Here is a 21,151-nt window from a genome sequence, read left to right as displayed (position 1 = left end):
TAAGAATGCACAGATTGAACATTGATTCCATATTGCTTGCAGCATTCTTTCAAGTCCTTATACCTATCACCTTTATAGTAAAACGCGTCCATTTCCAGATTCTTCTTCCTTTTCAAACAATGCCGGAATGCTTCTTGTGCCGAACAATTCTTTCGCCATGCTCTATTGCGCACCGCTTTTAATGACACCGATTGATATAAAATTTCAAAGCTTCTTCTCTGGATATTCCGTGCCGTTTTGCGTATGCCGACACATAAGATGCATTGCATCCAAATGCTCTGCAACATGATGTAAATGTAATATATTCCTGTCCGCAGAAATATATTTTTCTTTTATTATGATAATTCAAATAGCTGGAAAGCGCATGCCGCAGCAGAAAATGCTTTCTTTTTGCATATCGCCGGACGCAGATCGGTTTAATCTCATATGCCATGCAGCATGCGGCGAAACTGTCATAAGTCACATGGTTATATGTAAAACGATTATATTTATAATACTGATAATAATGGCTGAACGCCTCCTCTTTTGATATTTTATTTTTCTGCATATAAGTACATAGGGATTTATAGTTTATATTGTAATAATCGCAGCATTCTTTTAAATCTGTCCACCTCACTTTCCTCCTTTATTACAAAATATTGCAAAATGGTATAGAATCAAAAAGTCCTTGCCGGACATCTCTGCCTGACAAGGATTTTTTTGATACTTTTTATTACTTCTTCTTTAAGAGGACATTTATTTGATTTATTCTCGAGAAACTTCCTACGCTTCTCTTTCCATTCCCATTCCTTCTGCAAGTTTCTTGCTGAAAGCGAGTACGACTGCACCAAGGATAGCTACAACTGCACCGATTCCGATGAAGAACGGCACTTCGCTTCCTTCTTTATAGAAGTTAACGAGGATCATGTTAAGAGCAGCTCCTACTGACTGAGACATTGACCATACAGTCATCATCTGTGTTACAAAGGCTTTTGGTGCTGCTACTGCTGTAATGGAGTAACCGATCGGGCATGTAAATCCTTCAGCAAACATCAGTACTACATAGAACAATACGATCCACCATGCATTTACTTTTGCATCGCCTGGGTAAATGATATAAAGGAGTGCAATAATCATTGCTCCAAGTCCCCACAAAATCGTTCCGAATCCCATCTTTGTTGTTCCGAATGGCTGTTTCTTGCCAAGTTTTGTCCAAAGCATGGTAAGAAGACTACCGAAGCAAACCGCAAAGATTGCCGGGATTGTCTGGAATGAAGCTGCCGGAATTTCTACTCCGAAGATCACACGATTTACTTTTTCTTCATAGAAGATAGCAAGGATTGAAATTGTCTGTGTCCAGATCAAAAGTGTAACGGCGTTACAGATAAATGGTGGAAGCAGACAAAGTACTTTCTTTTTCTCGTGCTTTTCTGTCTTCTTGCTTGAGTAGATGAAGACAAGATAAGCAAGCGGGATAAAGATGGAAATAGTACTTACTACGTTTGCAAAGGAAGATATTTTCAGCTTTCCTGTTGCAAATGAAACTGCTAAAACTGTTCCTACGATAGCAACAACAATAAGCATTTTTACAACAAAAGAACGTTTCTTATCTGCCGGAAGCGGATCATCCGGTTCCAGACCGATATTTCCGAAGAATTTTTTGTAAGTAGCAATATAAGCAACAGTACCTAAGAATGAGAGAACTGCTGATAATGCGAATGCTGCGTGATATCCGCATTTCGCTGCGATTACACCTGCAAGGGCCGGAGCTGCTGCACCGATATTGGAAATTACGTAAGAAATTGTGAAAGCACTGTCACGTCTTCCATCGTTCTCATCGTAGAATTTACCGATCAGAGTTTCGATACATCTTCCTGCGAAGAGTGAACCGAATACCATACATCCCATAGCAGCTGCATATCCAACTACCCCAAGTGGAAATGCAAGCAAGGTATAACCGATAAATCCGGTAACTCTGGCTACAAGCAGTGACCTACGACATCCAAGAATACGGTCGCAGACATAGCTTCCGATGATGGTTGTCATTCCGACTACAGTTGCATATAAAGAAATCAACTGTGCTGCATCTGCTTTATCGAATCCAAGACCTGCAGGTGCATTTGCATACAGGTAATAGATCATTACGGCATTCATTGCGTAGTTTGAAAAAGACGAACAAAGCTGTACAAAGCTGAGAGTCCCCACCCCCCCCCTAGGCTGGCCCAAAAACGCGGTCTCCTTTTTTAAGGCTTCATCATATTGATTCATTTTTAGTTTTCCTCCAAATAACATATACTTCTCATTCAATAAAAAACAGTTTATATTTTCCCCGATTTTTCCTGCTGCCCTCCTTTTTCCATGATTATATTCACTTGTTTTTTATCTTGAACCTTTCTTGTATCTTACTGAATTCTTCGATAATTGTCAACATTTTACATTTAACAAAATGCATTTATGCTCATTTTTGTAACCATCCACAAAAAAAATGAAAAGAGTTTGGTTTCCCACGACTCTTTTCATCTTAATTTCGTCATTTTTCACATATAAAAAATGCTTAAGTCCATTTTACAACACATGAAACTCCGGCTTTTCCTCCCCATATACGCCCCAGAGCACCACTCCTCCAAGCACGATCGCAAGGCATAAAAGTCCTGAAAACATCACCATAAATGGCAGGCAGATCTGGCCACACAGCTGGAACGGCTGATCCCGGTAATCCCAGATCCCGATCTTCAGCCATTTATTACAGATAATCCCCGTCATAAATTCCAGGGATGTCAGGAAAAGCACTGCCCGGATAATCTGAATCCACATCGGCTCAGACCAGTGCATTACCTCGCCCTGAAAACTGCAAAATGTCAATGCAACTCCCCCAAGCACAAACATGGTCCAATGAGAAAATCCACGAAACCAGATCTCGATCAGATAATAGGTGCTTCCCCCTGCTGCTATCAGAAAGACTATCTCACTTACCCTTTTACTCACTCTTTTCACCATAAAAAACGCCCTCACTATGCAAATCTCTTACATAGCATGAGCGTTTCTTTTGGATTTTATCACAAATCATTGGATTTATTTACAGAGTTCTCCCATATAATAGAAGCCTTTTGCCTCTTTTAAGTAAACTGTCACGATCTTACCGATCATGCTTTCATCTCCTGGGAAATGTACCAGGAGGTTGTTGCTCATTCGTCCTGTCACCAATGACGGATCATGATCGTTGACACTTTCAACCAGCACATCCTGTGTGGTTCCCTGATGTACAGAGCATACTTCCGCCGAAATCTGCTGCACCTCTTTTAAAAGGCGTTCAAAACGGTCTTTTACCACGTCGTCAGGAACCTGATCTTCCATTGCTGCCGCAGGGGTTCCTGTTCTCTTGGAATAGATAAAAGTAAAGGCACTGTCATAACGCACCTGTCTTACAATATCCAGAGTATCCTGGAAATCTTCCTCTGTCTCCCCAGGGAATCCGACGATAATATCCGTTGTAAGGGAAATATCCGGCACTGCTTCGCGGATCTTTCTTACCACCTCAAGATAATGCCCCTTGGTGTAATGGCGGTTCATCTTCTGCAGGATCCTGCTGCTTCCTGACTGAACCGGAAGATGCAGATGCTTGCAAATTTTCTTGGAATGTGCCATTACATCAATCAGTTCATCTGATAAATCCTTTGGATGGGAAGTCATAAAGCGGATTCTCTCCAGTCCTTCAATCTTCTCAATCTCCTGAAGAAGCTGTGCAAATGTCATCGGCTCTTCCAGATTCTTTCCATAAGAGTTTACATTCTGACCAAGGAGCATAACTTCTACCACACCATCTGCCACAAGTCCTTCAATCTCGCGAATGATATCTTTGGGATTACGGCTTCTCTCACGTCCACGCACATACGGTACGATACAGTAGCTGCAGAAATTGTTACATCCGAACATGATGTTAACACCGGATTTGAAGGAAAATTTACGTTCGCTCGGAAGATCCTCCACAATCTTATCGGTATCCTTCCAGATATCGATCACCATTCTCTCAGATTCAAATCTTGTCACGATCAGTTCTGCAAATTTATAAATATTGTGAGTTCCAAAGATCAGGTCAACAAACCGATAGCTCTTCTTGATCTTCTCTACAACAGTCGGTTCCTGCATCATACATCCGCAGAGTCCGATGAACATATGCGGATTCTTTTTCTTCTTTGCACCAAGCTGTCCCAGGCGTCCGTAAACACGCAGATTCGCATTTTCACGGACAGTACAAGTGTTGTAGATAACGAAGTCTGCTTTCTCTTCATCCGGCTCTTCCTTGTATCCGATCAGTTCCAGAACACCGACCAGCTTTTCGGAGTCACGAGCGTTCATCTGACAACCGAAAGTCGTCACGCAAAAAGTCAGATCTCTTCCGATCTCCTGTGCTTTTTCGCTTACATACTTCCGCGCTTTGGCAATGTAATAGTACTGTCTCTCCGGCTCAGTGACCGGAGCTTCTTTGGTAAGATCTATTGCATCAAAATCAATATTATTCATATGTTATTAACCTCTCTATACAAACTGGTTCAGCCCTGCATCATATTCATAATCAATGGATGCCAGTTTCTCTGTCAGTTCTTTTTTCTCAATCTGCATCTCCTGGCAAAGAGTATCCAGATCTGTATAAAAATCCCGTAATTTTGTATTGACCACACTCAGAAGGATCATTGGATCCTTTGGTAAATCTGCCATGTTTTTATCCTCTTTTTCTAATAATCTCTCGTTTTCAACACGGTATTTCGGATATAATCAAAAGTTTTCTCTTCCCCGTCTGCCGCGAGCATATAGAGAAGTTCTTCCAGAAGTGCCCTGGTATCCTTATGCATCCAGTCCCCTGCAATACCGTGAAGATAATATTCAAGCGGTGACGTATCCGTATATTTATCTTTCATATAAATCTTGGATGCTGCGATCCGGTCCATTAACATCTCGACCACATACTTTTTGGGCATCTTCATCCCGGTAAGCATTGGTTCCCCTTCCAGTCCGTAGTCAATCCAGTATTCATAATGATGTTTATTGCGCCCTTTATGGTGCAGCCATGCCGAAGAATAGCCTTTTTCTTCTCTTTCTGCGTTATTCGGACTCCGGTTTCCCTGGAAATACCTGCACCCAACCCAGAACTCCGCCGGAGAGTACTTCGACATATCATGCAAAAGTCCCTGTCTGTAAAGTCCTACCTTAAAGCAGTTCTTCATAACCAGATATTTGTGATGTGTTATGGTGCAAAAATGTTTCCAGATTTTCATTCTTTAGCCTGCCTTCCAACAAAAACTTTGATCGTTCGCTCCTCCAGCTGAACCTTCTTATCTTTTACCGGAACTGCTTCTTTTTCATCCAGGACTCCTTCTTTTGTCCCTGCTATGCACACCCATTCCATTCCTTTTGGAAGGGAAGGAAGTGCAAATGAATGAGAAAGCCAGTGCATATTATATGCAATATAAAAGTCCTTCTCTGTACTTTCTTCATGATAGAATACACCAAGCTGTCTGCTTGCACGCCCTGCCGGCATCTGCCACGCATCCTCCCCATGATAGGAAATCTGAGGGATTCCGCTTCTGCCCATCGTGTCTTCTGATTTTTTCGCTATCTGCTTCATACAGGCTTTGCGAAGTGCAATCAGTCGACATACAAATGTATATAATTCCTCCTGTCTGGAAAGCTGGTTCCAGTCAAGCCATGATATCAGATTATCCTGACAGTATGCATTATTATTCCCTTTCTGGGTATTCATAAATTCATCCCCGGAAAGGATACACGGCATTCCCTGTGCAAATAAAAGTAAAAAGAACGCATTAAATATCTGATTCTTCCGCAACTCGTTAACCGCCTTTTTCCGGCTGTTCCCTTCTGCCCCACAGTTCCAGCTGTAATTGTAATCCGGACCATCCAGATTATTCTCACCATTTGCTTCGTTGTGCTTTCCATCATAGGAAACTACATCACAGAGCGTAAATCCGTTGTGGCTTGCAATATAATTATACAGCTGTGTATCCTGATTCTTCAGCTGGCAGATCACATCCCGGATCATGCCATCGTCTCCCTTTAAGAAACGGCGCATCACATTCTGGAATCCGTCTTCTTTTTTGAGGATTTTACTTTTCGCAAGCACAGGATCCTTTGCAAGTTCATCCGGATTGCAGATATATGGATTCACAATAAATCCATCCACATGATACTGCATCACCCAGTAACGCAGACAATCTAAAATCAGAGAAAACGTAGTTCCCTCTGTGAAAGGCATCTCAAGAATAACTTCAATCCCCGCAAGATGCATCTGACGAACAAGTGACTTCATCTCATTCACCGGATCTCCTGCCGCATATGATGCTTTTGGTGCAAAGAAATATGCTTTTCCATATCCCCAGTAATTCACATGCCTCTGATTCTCATCAAATTCATAAACCGGCATCAGATGGATCTGGTTAATCCCCAATTTTTGAAGATAGGGCAGTTTCTCCGTAACTCCGTCAAACGTTCCTTTGTGTGCGACTCCGGACGAACTGTGTTTTGTAAATCCACGGACATGAAGACTGTAGGCGATCACATCTTCCTTTTTCAGATGCGGAAATTGCGACTTTTCCCAGTCAAATGTATCTGTTACGATCCGGGTACGCAGTTTTCTCTTTTCCTTTCCCTTTGACACAGACCAGTGTTCTCTGCCTGAAAATGCTTTTCCATATGGATCCGGAACCATCTTTCCACCGATTTTATAACAATATTCATAATCTTCCGGTTGTTCCAGCACCACGGAGAGAAAGTGCAGATTTCCTGCCACATCAGAGTATGGCATCTCCTGTGAAAATGCTGAAGCCCTGGCACCTTTTTTATAAATGATCAGTTCACATGTCTGTCCTTCCGGAACTGCTACCGAAAAATTCGCTGTCTGTCCTTCCACAGTACATCCCTGTGGAAACGGAAATCCCACTGCTGTCTTCATATCCACTGTTCCCCCTGTTACTGCCATCCGTCAACTCCATACATATCTACATTCGAGGCATCAATAAAACATACATCCAGATACGTTGTCTTTTCATACTCATCCCCGTTTAAAATAGCAAAACCGATTTTGGCCGATTCTTTTCCGAGTTTGATCGGTGATTGCGCACTTGTTCCGCGAATCAGGGAATCCGTCTTCTGAAGTTCTTTTTTCAGATCCGGAGAACCATCTACCCCGTAAATCTTTACATCAGTAAGACCGGCTGTTCTTGCTGCAACCAGTGCCCCAAGCGCAATCTGATCGTTCCCGCACATTACTGCCGTAACATCCTTATTCTCTGCAAAAATCTTGTTAGCTGCTTCTCTTGCCTCGTTCAAATCTCCACTGACATCTGCTCTTCCTACAATCTCAAATCCCTTTCCGGCAATTGCTTCCTCAAAGCCTGTAATTCTCTCTACAATAGAATTCTGTGTAAGACCTTCAAGAATTACAATCGTTCCACCATCCGGACTCTGCTGTATCAGATCTTCTCCACAAAGCTGTCCGGCAGCTTTATTATCCGAACCAATAAAGGCATCAATATAATCCGTATCCTTAACTTCCGTATCAATATTGATGATCTTAACATCGGCTTCCTTAAGCTCTTCCAGAGCAGGTGTGATCGCATCTCTTGATACCGGACACAGAAAAATGGCATCCAGTCCGTCTTTGATCATCTGATGGATCTGCTCGATCTGGGTGTCTACATTCAGTGCCGGATCTTTTGTCACCAGCGTACTTCCCTGTGCTTCGACTGCTTCTCTCAGTGCCTGCTCAAGTGTAATATAGTATGGATTTTCCATGGTAATACAACTAAATCCAAAACGATAGCTTTTTGCCTCTTCCTTGCTGTCATCGTCCTCTTCTGCTATTGCATTGTCCTGGCTTGTCCCAACATTCTTCTTACAGCCTGCAGTCATGCCAATACAGAGAACCATCACAAGAAAGATAGAAAAAATCTTTTTCTTCATATAGATAAACCTCCCTGAAACCTTTCTTTTATTGTATCTTTTTTACCGCTAATGTCAATACTTTTCCCCTTGCAAATATCCCCATACTCTGTTAGAGTGATAGTATCAGATTGAAAGGAGAACTGAACAATGGAAAAGGAACATAATCTGCTTGAATCCGATGTTGTCACACTGACACTTGATGACGATGTGGAAATCGAATGCGCCATTATCACAACTTTTAATATGGATTCTACCGAATACATTGCACTTCTTCCGCTTGATGAAGACGGTGGAAATGAGGACGGAGATGTATGGATCTATCGCTTTATCCGTGATACCACAGGCGGCTCCGATCATGATCTTCAGAATATCGAAGATGATGATGAGTATGACCGCGCTGCGGATAAGTTTGATGAATGGCTTGATACACAGGAATTTGAAGGCTTTGATATTGAAGAATAATTATTTTATTCTCTGACCTAAAAGCTCTTCCACAAAACGGGACGGTTTGATACTGTTCCCGTTTTTTTGTGTAATATAGGAAATACAGAGATTATTCTTCGCACGGGTTAATGCTACATAAAAAAGTCTTCTCTCTTCTTCAATCTCGTCTTTCTTTTCTGCCTTCTGATGCGGAATCTCACCCTCATTGGCATGGATCACAAATACATCCTCAAATTCCAGTCCTTTCGCTGAATGGATCGTCATCAGCTGTACCTTATTCTCCCGCTCTCCTTTGATCTTCCTTGCCTTTGCCTGCTGTTCTTCCAGCTCCTGCGTATATTTTGCAATATGGATTTCCCATTCATCATAGGATTTGAAGTTTTTACTCCTCTCCTCAAGCTCTGCCATCACATCCATCAGCTGCTTCCACGAAATCTGATGTTTTTCGGCATATTCTTTCAGGAAATCATCATATCCGATCTTTTTTCGGATATACTGGATTGCCGCATAAGGTGCCATATTCTTCATCATACGGACATCCACATCAAACTGGTCAATAATATCCAGCATCCAGTCCTTATCGCAATAAAATTTACGCAGATCCTCAAAATTTACCTGCCGGTTCTCCATACTGTTCCGTGCCAGATACCTGAGTGGTCGGTTACAGATCGTCAGGAAAAGCGACCTATCCCGCTTTCCTGCTGCCAACTGCAGATATGCCATCATATCTTTTACAATAAAATGCCTGTAAAAATTGGTCACATAATCTCGCATTTCAAACGGGATACGGTGTTCGCTTAATATTTCCGAAATCATTCGCGCCTGGACTGCTGCCCGGAAAAGTACAGCAATTTCTCCCGGCTTTATTCCCTGGTCCAGTTTTTTCTGGATCTCTTCCGTTACATACTGCGCCTCTTCCTGTTCATCCAGGACTTCCTGCACATGAACATTCTGTCCTCTTCCCCGAAATGACTGTACACGCTTGTAAAAACGGGTATCATTATGCAAAATCACCCTTGCCGCTGCTCCGGTAATAAATTCGGTAGAACGATAATTCACCGTCAGCGAAATGGTCCGAAGTGATGGGAATTCCTGCTTCATATAAAGCATCAGCTCCGGCTTTGCTCCACGAAATCCATAAATGGACTGATCATCATCCCCGACTACAAACAAATTGTACCTCGGTGCTGCAAGCATCCGGATCACTTCATACTGCACACGGTTGATATCCTGGAATTCATCGATCAGGATATACTGAAAACGCTTCTGCCATCCTTGCAGAATCTCCGGCTTTTTCCGGAAAAGTGCATAACACTGTACCAGCATATCATCAAAATCAAATTTTTTCAGTTCTTTTTTCTGATGCTCATAGCTGCGGAACACTTCTGCAAACTCATCTTGTGTAAGATACTTACTGTGAAAATCTTTCAGATGACAAAGTCCGTTCTTTACCATGCCGACTTCCCGCAGAAGTTCTCTCACCAGTTCCTCCTCATCTTCTACTTCAGGTGTTGATTCGATATTGGTCTGGTCTAAGACCTCCTGTAAAAGTACAGAGGACTCTTTTTCAGACATCAGATTATTCGCACCAATCCCATAGGCACATTTTAGAATCCCATAAAAAATACTGTGAAAGGTCCCAAACGTTACCGGATAATTTTTTCCGGCAGTCAGCCTTTCAAAACGTTCTTTCATTTCACGTGCTGCATATCTTGTAAAAGTAATTACAAGAATCTGATCCGGGCGTACTCCGCTCTCCTCGATCAGATAACGGGTACGTTCTGTGACAATAAGCGTCTTTCCCGAACCCGGAGGTGCCAGCACCATACACGGTCCATTCCCGTGCTTTATCGCTTCATCCTGTCCTCTGTTTAGTTTCATGAACTCCCCTTCTCATATGTAATACAACAGAACGGATTCCTCTTCCGCATTACGCGAAAAAAGAAATCCGTCCCCCATGCATACTTTTATATCTGTATATTACCTGCTTAATAATTCTATTGCATTCTTGATTCTTTCTACAGATTCTGCCTTACCAAGAACTTCCATGATCTCAGTCGCTCCACCCGGAGTATTCTGCTTTCCTGAAACTGCAGTTCTTACCGGCCACATCACATATCCGTTCTTATAACCTTTTTCTTCTGCAAATCCCTTCAGCAGCCCGAATAATGCGTCATTACTGTAATCATCCCATGCTTCCAGTCTTGGAAGAATTTCTTTTAATACTTCCAGAGAAGTCTCTTCGTTAGTCTTCATCTTCTTATGGCAATACATTGCAGTATCATATTCCGGAACAGCTTCAAAGAAATCAATCTGGTCTTTGATATCCGGAAGGATTTCGATACGGCTCTTGATCAGAGACGCAACCTTTTTCAAATCATAATCCTTTGTGATCACTTTCTTGATATACGGCTCTGCAAGTTCATAGAATTTATCAAAATCCATAGCCTTCAGATATTCTCCGTTCATCCACTTCAGCTTATTGATATCAAATACAGCCGGTGATTTGCTCATATGATGATAGTCAAATGCTTCAACAAGTTCCGGCAGTGAGAAGATCTCTCTGTTATCCTGCGGACACCATCCAAGAAGTGCCACATAATTTACAATTGCTTCACTTACAAATCCCTGATCCAGAAGATCTTCGTAAGAAGAATGTCCACATCTCTTGCTGAGCTTTTTGTGGTTCTCATCTGTAATCAGCGGGCAATGTACATAGACCGGTACTTCCCATCCAAATGCTTCGTAAAGACGGTTGTACTTCGGTGCTGAAGAAAGATATTCATTTCCTCGGACAACGTGTGTAATATTCATCAAATGATCATCAATAACGTTCGCAAAATTATAGGTCGGATATCCGTCTGATTTGATCAGGATCATATCATCCAGTTCCGCATTCGGAACGGTAATATCTCCATAAATTTCATCATGGAAAGTTGTGGTTCCCTCTGTCGGCATATTGATGCGGACAACATATGGCTTTCCGGCTGCAAGGTTTGCTTCTATCTCTTCTTTACTCAGATGCAGACAATGCTTGTCATAATTCACAATCTGTGTTCCATCCTCTGATACAGAAGTCTTCAAAGATTCCAGACGTTCTTTATCACAGAAACAGTAGTATGCATCTCCCTGTTCAATTAACTGCTTAGCATACTTCATGTAAATTCCTGAAGCCTGTCTTTCACTCTGAACGTATGGTCCGACACCGCCATCTTTATCTGGTCCTTCATCATGAACAAGGCCTGTCTTCTCCAGTGTTCTGTAAATAATATCCAATGCACCTTCTACATATCTTTCCTGATCTGTATCTTCAATACGGAGCATAAAATCTCCGCCTTCATGTTTTGCGATCAGGTATGCATATAATGCAGTACGCAAATTACCGACATGCATTCTACCTGTCGGACTCGGTGCAAATCTTGTTCTGACTTTTTTCATTTTAGTGTTCCTCTCTTTAACTTCTGTTTTATTTTCACTGTGAAAATAAACTATTCACAGTTCTCTATGACATTCAAATATATGTTCATCTTTATAATACTAACACATTCCCTTTTTTACTTCAAGCATTCCGAAGCCACTATTTTTCCCGTTTTTCTATATTTTGCAGTTCCTCAGATCCAGGAACGATCTTTCGGACATACTTCATGGAATTCTGCTTCCACTCACTCTTCTGAAAAGCCTGGAAAAAGGTATCCACGACAAAAATTGCAAGAGAGATCACGCCTGCGATCTCCAATGTCTGGATCAGATAAAATTCGGACATCGCCTCGTTCCCGTCGATCAGATAATGAACCGTCTGGTACATCCCGTTTCCGGGAACAGTCGGAAGAACCCCGGCAATCAAAAACAACGTAACCGGTGTCTTATAAACTCTCGCAAAAATATGCGAAACAACCGCAGCTACAACTGCTGAATATAAAGATGCCATAACATCTCCCCTGCCAAAATGTATTGCAAGCAGATAAACAAATCCACCAATTGCTCCTACAATACCAGCCTGAAGAACAAAGCGGCGCGGAACCTGAAGGAGAACCGCAAAACTGTAAATAGATAAAAACGCTCCAAATACCCGGATGATCATTTCAAAAACAGTACTGTTCATTTTTTGCTCTCCTTCCTGCTAAAAAATCTTTGCGCAAAGCGCCAGCCCAATACCAATTCCAATTGCAATCCCAAGTGCTTTTAAGAAAGCTTCCATCACTCTTGCACCACCGGAAAGATAATCCCCCCGCAAGGTATCCCTGACAGCATTGGTGATTGCCATTCCCGGTACAAGAGGCATAAAACTTCCTATCATAACAGTATCCATATTCATCTGATCACCCAGACCTTCTTTTAGAAGGCAGCAGGCAAATGCAACACCAAATCCTGCGAAAATATCCTGAATAAATGGGTGAAATTTCAGATCCTGTCCCGCTGATACAAAGGCAACAAGAAAAAGTCCTACAACGATGGCTGCCCCGGTATCTGCAATGGATCCACCAAAAAAAATTGTAAATCCCACACCAACCCCCATCATTGCCAGGTTAGTTGTCTTGCGGCTGAACTCGAACTGTTTTAACGTCGAAAGCTTCTCATATGCCTGCTCTAGTGTCAGATCATCTCCACAATACTGCCTGGAAATCTCATTAACATCTACGACGAGCTTTAGATTGGTATCCCGTTCTTCTACTCTCTTTGTAACAGTAACTGCCTTTTCGTTCTCCAGTTTGATCGTCGCGGAAATTCCGGTCATGATCACCAGAACTTCTGCCATCTCGATGTGATCCGCCGTCTTCAGTATATGATGCATGGTATCTTCCACACGATACGTTTCCGCTCCGCTTCGCAGCATTATTTCACCGGCAAGCATCGCCGTTTTCAGTAATAATTGCGTATCCATGACTTTCTCCCTCTCACTTTTTCGGATTTATAACTGTCATGATACTATTTCCTATTCTAAAAATCAACCAAAAATTTTTCCGTACACAAAACAGTTCAATCATTACTGTTCACAGTATCTGTGACAAATAATGTATAATCTTTCTGCAAAAACAGTTTTTCGCAAGGAAAAAGGCTTCCCGGTCTTATGACCGGAAAGCCCATCTTCCTGAATTAGAGTGAGAGTGTTTATAAAAAGGCAGATTTAATTAGTTAATATATCCGCTCTTTTTCAGTTCTTCCTCAGCTTTTGCAAGGTTAGCGTCAGATACACGAATGATTGGTCCGGTGCATCCCATTCCGCTTTCTGCATAGATGCCGAGTTTCCACAGTACTTTAACTGCGTCTTCCAGATCCATAACTTCAATACCTGGAATCTGTGCTGTAACGACTTCCTTCGGTGGCTCTTTTACTTCTTCTTCAGCCGCTGCCGGTTTCTGAGAAGCTTTGTGCTCATCAAGGATTTCTTTTAATCCAGCTTTCTTAACAGCTGCAAATTCTTCTTTCGCTACTTCAAATACTTTTCCTCTTACCAGCTGTGCTGCGTAACGGATTGCATTTGCAATAACCGGTGCCCCGGATGCTCTGGATACGATCATGACAAGCTGTTCATATCCTTCTCCGATTCCTGGTCCATATCCAAATCCTGTAGCTTCAAAGCTTCCGCCTGTTGTGAAAGAAGAAAGCATTTTCACCATGATATTTCCTGTGAGGGAATCTGTTACCATGATGTCCGGGGATGCCTGAAGGACGTCATTTCCTCTCATAACGCATCCGCCATCTGCTCTTCCTGATTCTGCAAATTCGATCGGATACCCGTTCTCCTGCAGTTTCTTCAGAGCTTTCTCTGTCTGACGTGCACCGTCTACATTCAGGATACCAACGGTCGGATTCTTCTTGCCACAAGCTTTTGCAGCGATGATTCCGTAGATCGCATTTTTGATCATTCCTTCAATACGGTCTGTGCTGGATGTTCCTGTTGTATTAGCGATGAACATTTCTTTTGCAGTTGCCGGTGTTACACAGCGTCCTACTGTAGATACACCGATCGGGAATGGGAAGTGCATGGTTACTGCTGCATCTACTTCTCCATTCTTCAGCATTTCTTCCATCTTATCATGACCTTCTTCATCGTTAGCCACTTTAACAGTTGTAACGCCTTCTGCTTCTAATGTTCCGATATAATATACATCAATTCCGTCTTTTGCCGCTTCAATTGCCGCTGCCATAGAGTTTTCTTCTCCATGTTCGCTTCCCATTCCGGTCAGTGCAACTTTCGGGCGCTTTCCGAAGCTTCCTGTCTCCAGTCCCTGCGCCATCTCCATAAAGGTGTCGGCAATCATTCTTTCAATACTATTTGCCATTTTGTTTGTCCACCTTTCTTATTCTTCTGTTGCCATGAGTGATGCTGCAAAATCTTTCATTGCTTTTGCAATCAGTCCTTTTACTTCTTCTTCTGATACACCACTGTTATCTTCTGCACCGGTATTTGCCTGGATTACGAAAGATACACCATCGAAGAGGTTGGTCATACGTCCAAGGAACAGACTTCCTTTTCCGATGATCATGACTTTATTGATCTTTCCAGCAAGGATATCTTCTCTTGCAAATCCGATGTACGGTACACCTGAAGGAATATGTCCCTGAGTCGGAGCCCATCCTGTCAGTCCGTGTTCTCCTGCGAAGCTTGCAAGTTCTTTTCTATCAAGTTCGCCTCTCTTAACTGCGAGAGCTGCGATCATCTTGTAGTTAGCAAGCGGTACATCTCCGGCTCCTGCCGGTTTTGTGATATCCGGGTTCTGCATTTCCGGAGAGAATTTATCGATATCTGTGATCTTAAGTCCTGCTCTTTCCAGTGGATCAGCTACAAGGCTTCCGATTACGTTCTGCGGAGCACTTCCTGTTCCTACTGTATGGCGTCCAAGGATATCCAGGTTGATTTCCGGGTTTACACCATCGTTTTCTGCGATGATTACACAGAATCCGCCAAGGCAGTCTTCCAGGATCGGAAGACCTTTCTTTACATGGTCTTTACCGTTCATACCAAGTTTTGCTGTACAACCACCAGCTGTTACAGCTACACATTTGTATGCGCCTGATTTTACGAGAGCTGCTGCTTCGATCAGTGCGTGAGATGGTCCGGCACAGAATCCACGGGAGTCAGAACCTGTTGCGTTCAAAAGTCCTGCAACTTCAGCTGCTGCTTTTGCGAAGTTACCACCGCCACGCTGGTTCATATCACCACAAGCTTCTTCTGCACAGTCGATGACATACTCAACGTCTGTCTTTTCGATTCCTGCGTTTCTTACACCATAGAGGAGGGCGAGCACGCTGGATGCCTTACTCATAATGTTTTCATGCATAACATGAGCTGAAAGGTTTGCATCAATGTCATGCGCTCTCTTTACACAGCCTACCAGTTTGTTTTCATGATACAGACCTTCAGCATGCTCTTCATTTACAAAGTGTTCGATTTCTGAGATTTCAAATCCCTCGATTACTTTTTCTACGATATCATCTGTGATGATCGGATCTGCTGCAAATTTTTCTTTTGTAGCTGCTACAAATCCTTTTTCAAGCATAACAACTTCGAACATGTCGCATGCCTGAGCTAAAAGAAGGAATTCGTCTTCCGGCATGATTTCACCGTATTTTCCGTAACGCTCTGCACCTTCTTTTACTTTATCGTAGTAAGGAAATTCAACCTGGGCAAGGTCGTCCGGTGTTGCATTTCCGATATATACCTGATTCGGCCAATAATTTACACATGTATCATATGACCGAAGATGATCTCTAAGTTCTTTTAAATATTCTGATTCCGGATTAACAACTCTTTCTGTTGTCTGTGTTGTTCCGTTGTAAACTACCATTTCCGGGGTATGTACGAGTACATATCCTGCTCCTTTAATTACACTGTTCATCGCTGGTTTCCACCTTTCCTGACATTCTCTTTTTACGAATGTCACCATCATTCATTTCTCCGTGATATGCGCGTATAATCTACCTGTCCTGATTTAAAAGATTTTGGGCAGAATGCGCTAAACAAGCTTTTATCAGAAGCGCATCACTGGCACGCTTCCGAGATGCTAGGCAATTCACTAATGCAATACCAGCATGTTCCCGATATGCCTGGCAATAAAACAGGCGACAGGAAGAATCCTGCCGCCTGTACCTCTATCTCAGATATTCCGCTTCGAAGGATAAATCCCTCTTTATCTTAGAGGTATTTGCAATATTCGTTGCGGATTGCTGACATTTCGTCTACGATATCATCAACATCAAGGACCATTTCCATCATGCCTACCTGTTCATCGTAAACAGCCGGGTCAAATTCTTTTTTTAACTCTGGTTCACATACGTGATAAGTTGTGAGTCCAAGCTGGACCCCTGTCAACGGACCTGCGAATGTCGGGTCTCCTGCTGTAACGGTTTCTGCAGCAAGTCCTGCTGCTTCTCCTTCAGCTGCGCCTACGATTACGACTACGTTTTCCGGGCCGTACTCCTCAGCAAATTCTTTTACCCTTTTCTGATTCTCCAGATCCATTGCGCCTGCGCTAGTTCAGACGAAACATTCTGTTGAAGAAAAAACTACATCTCCGCCAGCTGTCTTAACGCATTCTGCGATTGCTGGTCCCGGTACACCGTCACGGTCACCGATAATAACAACTTTTTTATCTTTTAAAATTGCCATGATGTCTTTTCCTCCTTCCTTTCTTTTAAAATTTTGTTTTGATAATAGTTTTACACGCTTTACGCGATTATATATTGTGAGCACACAACCGGATCTCTGCCGGCTGTGCGCGGCTCACCTAATTAAATAATGATTAGATATATTTCTTAATCATTGCTTCGATGCTTTCCTGTGTAGCATCGTCTTTTACTACTTCTTCAACTTTTTCGCCATCTTTGTAAATAGCCATAACCGGAAGTCCAAGGATCTTCTGTCCGATAGCAAGACGACGAGCTTTTGTTGTATTCAGAGATGTGAATTTGATCTTATCTCCGTATTTATCTGCCATTTCGTGTACGAATGGCATCAGAGCCTGGCACGGAACACATCCATCACCAAAGAAATCTACGAATACATAACCTTCTGCTTTTAAGACTTCGTCTTCGAATGTTTTCTTATCTACTTCTAACATGTCAAATGTCCTCCTCACTCTATTAAAAAGTGTTTATTATTTTAATTCGTTAATATACTTTTCTGCCTGTGTAGCTGCGATTGCTCCATCAGCTGCAGCTGTAACAACCTGTCTTAAGCTCTTAACGCGGATATCGCCTGCTGCGAATACGCCTGGGATATTAGTGTGCATATCTGCATCTGTCGGAATATATCCTCTTTCATCCATCTCAAGACCTGTTCCTTCATAGATCTTTGAGTTTGGAAGTGTTCCGATAAATCCGAATACACCAAACATTCCGTCATCTTCATCAGCTACGATCTTAGTGAGTTCACCTGTTTTCACATTTTTAACAGTCATCTCAGAAAGGATTCCGTCACCGCCAACTTCTTCTACAACCGTATCCCACATAAAGTGAAGTTTTTCGTTCTTGAAAGCTTTTTCCTGGATGGATTTTGCTGCACGAAGCTCATCACGTCTGTGAATAATGGTAACTTTTCTTGCAAATTTTGTAAGGTACATAGCTTCTTCTACAGCAGAGTCTCCTCCACCTACTACGTATACTTCAAAATCTTCAAAGAAGTTTGCATCACAGGTAGCGCAGTAAGAAACGCCCTTGCCCATGAACTCTTTTTCGCCTTTGCATCCGATCGGTCTTGCAAAAGCTCCGGTTGCGATGATAACCGTCTTTGACTGATATTCAGCCTTCGCACTCTTCAGTACTTTGATATCGCCGTCCAGGTGTACTTCGTTAATTACATCTGAGGCTCTCTCAACGCCAAATTTTTCACACTGCTGTGTCATTCTTGCGATAAGAGAAGGACCGCTTTCCCCTTCTACGATCTGTCCAGGATAATTTTCGATGTCATCTGTGATTGCGATCTGTCCGCCATCTTTACCTTTCTCAATAACCAGTGTTGAAAGACGGCTTCTTCCTGCGTACAGACCTGCAGCTAAGCCTGCAGGTCCCGCACCCAGGACGATCACGTCATAAACTTTGCTCATAACGTTCTCTCCTTTTTTAATAAAATTACATGACCTTCTAACTATGATTTAGTTGTCAAAGATTGTCTGTCCGTCTACTTCTGTTGTAAGAGCTTTCAGAGCTTTTTCAACAAGACCCTTACGAAGAGCATACTCTTCATCTTTTTCAAGAGCCGGATTTCCAAGTGGATGAGGAATAGCAATCGTAGGAACGATTCTGTTCGCACCAACTGTCATGGAAATCGGAGTTACTGTACACATATGAACTACCGGGAGTCCAGCTGCTTCAATTGCTTTTACCATTGTTGCACCGCAACGTGTACAGGTACCTCAAGTAGAGGTCATGATAACTGCGTCAACACCGTCTGCTATAAGTTTCTGAGCATATTCCTCAGCGAAAGCTTTTGCAGAAGCTACGGCTGTACCGTTACCAACTGTTGTATAGAATTTGTTGTGAAGTTTTCCGATAACGCCTTCTTTTTCGAATTCACGCATAACGTCTACAGGAAGTACACGGTCTGGATCTTCGTTTGCATATACCGGGTCATATCCACCATGAGCTGTTTCGTATGTCTCTTCTGTAAGATCCATAACACCTGTGATGTCATATTCTCCGTAATGTGAGGCATTTGAACTTTCGATGTGGTCCGGATTTCCTTTCGGAACGATTCCACCTGAAGTACAAAGTGCGATTGTAGCCTTGCTAAGATCTTTGATAGCTGGCTGTGGATCAACACGGTCGAATGTTGGCATTGGATACTCTGTCTCAAACGGCTTGTCTGCCAGTTTCTTAAGGAGCATCTTAACAGCTCTCTTAGATCCACGTTCTTTTTCGAAGAAGTTTACACGAACTCCGTTCGGCATGTAACCTTCCTGGCAAGAAGCACCGATTTTTTCGCCTTTAGCGATCTTAAGAGCAAGAGGAGCAAGTTTCTTAACTGCGTCTCTCATACCAGCTGCACTGTTCTTTGTAGATACTGTGTAAACTTTGTTCTTGAACATATCAGCACCTGGGTTTTCAACGTACATACCAGTTACTGCCGGGATTCCGAGTTCTTCCTGTACTGCATCACAGATAGTTCCGCATGCAACACCGTAACGTCCAGCATTGAAAGCAGGTCCAGCGATGAAGATATCAGGATTCTGGCTCTTAACCATTTCAAGAATATCAGCTTTTGCTTTGTCAAGGTTTTCATTGAAGTAAGAGTCACCGCAAACGATTGTAGCTATGATCTCTGCTTCTTCTCCAAACTGCTGTGTCAGAGCCTGTCCAGGTCCAACGATTTCGCCTACGCGAAGTTCAGCAGGATAATCAGCTTTTTCTTCTCCACCAATCTGAGCGAAGAACTGATTGATATAATGTACAACTTTAATTTTACTCATTATCTTTACGTCCTCCATTCCTAGCGTGCACTCAGATATCCAAATCCGGTTTCATTTGTAGCACCGGTAATGGCCTGAATTTCAACTTCGATTGTTCCATCTTCACGACGAGAATGTTCATTACCACCAGCAATGGTTGTAACAAAATCTTCTGTTCCGATTACTTTATCCATCTTAGGAAGTACGATTACCTGGTTAGCATTTCCACCGGTTACAACTGCGTCTGCAGCCGGATCAGCATCTGCCAGTGACTGAGATTTTCCGTCACGTCCGGCATATTCGTCTGTAATGATTACAGTCTTAACGCCTTCAGCTTCGATCTTCTTGCAGTTCATGATAAGGTCAGTATCCGGGTTACCGAATCCTTCCTGAGATACGATAACTGCATCAAGGTCTAACAGACGGCACATCTTAGCTGTCCAGTCAGATGAACGCATCTTATCAGCAAGGTATACGTTTTCGTTTGTAAGAATCTGGCAAACGAAGTTGATTGTTTTTCCGTGTTCTTCGAACAGGTCATGTACAACCGGGTTGTTTTCATGAACATATGTTGGGTTCTTATCGCAAGCGGATACACAGTTACCAGATACGATAGCTCCGTCCATAACTTCTGTCGGGTTCATGATTGTAGAGAGTGTTCTCTTAGCATCAACACCGTATACATATGTGTCATGGAGAAGTCCCTGGCTCTGAAGCATCTGTACATAAGCAACTCTCGGAAGGTTCGGGAATTTTTCTTTTCCTTCCATGATTCCGTATGTCTCATATGTCTTTGTCTCGTCTGGTGTGAGTTCACGAGCAAGTTCTCCAAGGTAAACTGCTACTCTGAATCCAGCAAGACGAACAGCTTTTTCATATTCATGCTGTTTGATTCCTTCAACTGGTTCGCAAACAACTACTAAGTTGTTAAGTTTAGAGAATGGTGTATATTCTGCACCCGGGCCAGACATATCAATGATACCTTCCTGGAATCCCACGATCTTACCAGCTGTTACAACAGCCATTCCTTTTAATGCATATGTCTTACCACTACCTACAGTGTCAACTTTTGCGATAACGCCTGGGAAGACTCCCCCTCTTCCTTCAACTTTAACACGTGGTTCAATAACATCTTTAACCGGAGTGATACGAACGCTTTCACCTGGTTTTGCGATATCAAATTTAACATCTTTGATTTTTTCGTCCTCAAGAACGATTGCCTTTACAGCTTCTTCGTCAACATACAGAACACCATTTTCGATCTTTGATTCAGATGCGAACTGAATGTCGTTAATAAAAATGTGACCTACTTCTAATTTCACTGTAAATTCCCTCCTTTTTTGAATGTGTTTGTTGTATGCTCAAAAGTACACTAAACCGCATGT

The 21,151-nt window shown here is 42.5% G+C and carries 20 protein-coding genes; 1 reads left to right on the top strand and 19 read right to left on the bottom strand.

Translation table 11 applies throughout. The features are described 5' to 3' along the window. Positions 1 to 178: 178 nt before the first annotated feature. The 8 genes from PGR14_RS01690 to PGR14_RS01655 all read right to left on the bottom strand — a co-directional run bounded on the left by PGR14_RS01690 (position 179) and on the right by PGR14_RS01655 (position 7,953). Entirely contained in the window at positions 179 to 616 is a 438-nt protein-coding gene (locus PGR14_RS01690; RefSeq protein ID WP_055157822.1) for a hypothetical protein, read from the bottom strand. Positions 617 to 762: 146 nt separating this feature from the next. Further along, positions 763 to 2,205, bottom strand: a complete 1,443-nt coding sequence (locus PGR14_RS01685; protein ID WP_270222870.1) for a peptide MFS transporter — start codon at positions 2,203 to 2,205, stop codon at positions 763 to 765. A 339-nt stretch (positions 2,206 to 2,544) separates the two neighbouring features. After that, on the bottom strand, positions 2,545 to 2,976 hold the full coding sequence (locus PGR14_RS01680; RefSeq protein ID WP_008375501.1) for a putative ABC transporter permease: 432 nt from the start codon (positions 2,974 to 2,976) through the stop codon (positions 2,545 to 2,547). A 75-nt stretch (positions 2,977 to 3,051) separates the two neighbouring features. Then, positions 3,052 to 4,500 carry a tRNA (N6-isopentenyl adenosine(37)-C2)-methylthiotransferase MiaB gene (gene miaB, locus PGR14_RS01675; protein ID WP_055297042.1) on the bottom strand — a complete coding sequence of 483 codons (1,449 nt, stop codon included), beginning with the start codon at positions 4,498 to 4,500 and terminating at the stop codon, positions 3,052 to 3,054. 15 nt (positions 4,501 to 4,515) lie between these two features. Beyond that, entirely contained in the window at positions 4,516 to 4,695 is a 180-nt protein-coding gene (locus PGR14_RS01670) for a DUF4250 domain-containing protein (RefSeq protein ID WP_022220898.1), read from the bottom strand. Positions 4,696 to 4,712: 17 nt separating this feature from the next. Continuing rightward, positions 4,713 to 5,252 (bottom strand): DUF5662 family protein, encoded by a 540-nt coding sequence (locus tag PGR14_RS01665; protein WP_008375346.1) that lies wholly within the window; start codon positions 5,250 to 5,252, stop codon positions 4,713 to 4,715. Further along, positions 5,249 to 6,970: an alpha-amylase family glycosyl hydrolase gene (locus tag PGR14_RS01660; RefSeq protein WP_242859471.1), complete on the bottom strand. Its 1,722-nt coding sequence runs from the start codon at positions 6,968 to 6,970 to the stop codon at positions 5,249 to 5,251. The genes PGR14_RS01665 and PGR14_RS01660 overlap by 4 nt, the downstream gene beginning before the upstream one ends. Then, positions 6,961 to 7,953 carry a sugar ABC transporter substrate-binding protein gene (locus tag PGR14_RS01655; RefSeq protein ID WP_055297038.1) on the bottom strand — a complete coding sequence of 331 codons (993 nt, stop codon included), beginning with the start codon at positions 7,951 to 7,953 and terminating at the stop codon, positions 6,961 to 6,963. The genes PGR14_RS01660 and PGR14_RS01655 overlap by 10 nt, the downstream gene beginning before the upstream one ends. A gap of 129 nt (positions 7,954 to 8,082) precedes the next feature. On the opposite strand from PGR14_RS01655, the gene PGR14_RS01650 reads away from it, so the two are divergent. Further along, positions 8,083 to 8,397: a DUF1292 domain-containing protein gene (locus PGR14_RS01650; protein WP_008375343.1), complete on the top strand. Its 315-nt coding sequence runs from the start codon at positions 8,083 to 8,085 to the stop codon at positions 8,395 to 8,397. Here PGR14_RS01650 and PGR14_RS01645 read toward each other — a convergent pair whose 3' ends face one another. The 11 genes from PGR14_RS01645 to PGR14_RS01595 form a co-directional block, all read right to left on the bottom strand. Continuing rightward, a complete protein-coding gene (locus tag PGR14_RS01645; protein ID WP_022220901.1) occupies positions 8,398 to 10,260 on the bottom strand; it encodes an ATP-dependent helicase in 1,863 nt (620 codons plus the stop codon). It lies immediately after the preceding gene. Between the two features lie 99 nt (positions 10,261 to 10,359). Beyond that, positions 10,360 to 11,817: a glutamate--tRNA ligase gene (gene gltX, locus PGR14_RS01640; RefSeq protein WP_055297036.1), complete on the bottom strand. Its 1,458-nt coding sequence runs from the start codon at positions 11,815 to 11,817 to the stop codon at positions 10,360 to 10,362. Positions 11,818 to 11,956: 139 nt separating this feature from the next. After that, positions 11,957 to 12,481: a threonine/serine exporter family protein gene (locus tag PGR14_RS01635; RefSeq protein ID WP_270222869.1), complete on the bottom strand. Its 525-nt coding sequence runs from the start codon at positions 12,479 to 12,481 to the stop codon at positions 11,957 to 11,959. Between the two features lie 18 nt (positions 12,482 to 12,499). Beyond that, entirely contained in the window at positions 12,500 to 13,261 is a 762-nt protein-coding gene (locus tag PGR14_RS01630; protein ID WP_055297034.1) for a threonine/serine exporter family protein, read from the bottom strand. A gap of 247 nt (positions 13,262 to 13,508) precedes the next feature. Continuing rightward, on the bottom strand, positions 13,509 to 14,663 hold the full coding sequence (gene grdD, locus PGR14_RS01625; protein ID WP_008375325.1) for a glycine/sarcosine/betaine reductase complex component C subunit alpha: 1,155 nt from the start codon (positions 14,661 to 14,663) through the stop codon (positions 13,509 to 13,511). 18 nt (positions 14,664 to 14,681) lie between these two features. Next, on the bottom strand, positions 14,682 to 16,220 hold the full coding sequence (gene grdC / locus PGR14_RS01620) for a glycine/sarcosine/betaine reductase complex component C subunit beta (RefSeq protein ID WP_055247420.1): 1,539 nt from the start codon (positions 16,218 to 16,220) through the stop codon (positions 14,682 to 14,684). A 296-nt stretch (positions 16,221 to 16,516) separates the two neighbouring features. Then, positions 16,517 to 16,990, bottom strand: coding sequence for a glycine/sarcosine/betaine reductase complex selenoprotein A (gene grdA, locus PGR14_RS01615; protein ID WP_081445294.1), 474 nt, complete (start codon positions 16,988 to 16,990; stop codon positions 16,517 to 16,519). Positions 16,991 to 17,123: 133 nt separating this feature from the next. After that, the gene (gene trxA, locus PGR14_RS01610) at positions 17,124 to 17,441 is read right to left on the bottom strand and encodes a thioredoxin TrxA (protein ID WP_008375313.1); all 318 of its coding nucleotides are present in this window, start codon (positions 17,439 to 17,441) and stop codon (positions 17,124 to 17,126) included. A 36-nt stretch (positions 17,442 to 17,477) separates the two neighbouring features. Next, on the bottom strand, positions 17,478 to 18,425 hold the full coding sequence (trxB, locus tag PGR14_RS01605) for a thioredoxin-disulfide reductase (RefSeq protein ID WP_008375312.1): 948 nt from the start codon (positions 18,423 to 18,425) through the stop codon (positions 17,478 to 17,480). Positions 18,426 to 18,473: 48 nt separating this feature from the next. Then, positions 18,474 to 19,787, bottom strand: coding sequence for a glycine reductase complex selenoprotein B (grdB, locus tag PGR14_RS01600; RefSeq protein ID WP_081445293.1), 1,314 nt, complete (start codon positions 19,785 to 19,787; stop codon positions 18,474 to 18,476). A 20-nt stretch (positions 19,788 to 19,807) separates the two neighbouring features. Then, positions 19,808 to 21,088 carry a glycine/sarcosine/betaine reductase component B subunit gene (locus PGR14_RS01595; RefSeq protein ID WP_022220908.1) on the bottom strand — a complete coding sequence of 427 codons (1,281 nt, stop codon included), beginning with the start codon at positions 21,086 to 21,088 and terminating at the stop codon, positions 19,808 to 19,810. Between the last annotated feature and the right edge of the window lie 63 nt (positions 21,089 to 21,151).

The sequence above is a fragment of the Coprococcus sp. AF99-45 genome (assembly GCF_027663865.1).
GTDB classification, from domain to species: domain Bacteria; phylum Bacillota; class Clostridia; order Lachnospirales; family Lachnospiraceae; genus Allocoprococcus; species Allocoprococcus comes.
The sequence above is the reverse complement of the archived record's forward strand: the minus strand, read 5'-3'. Positions and strand labels throughout refer to the sequence as shown.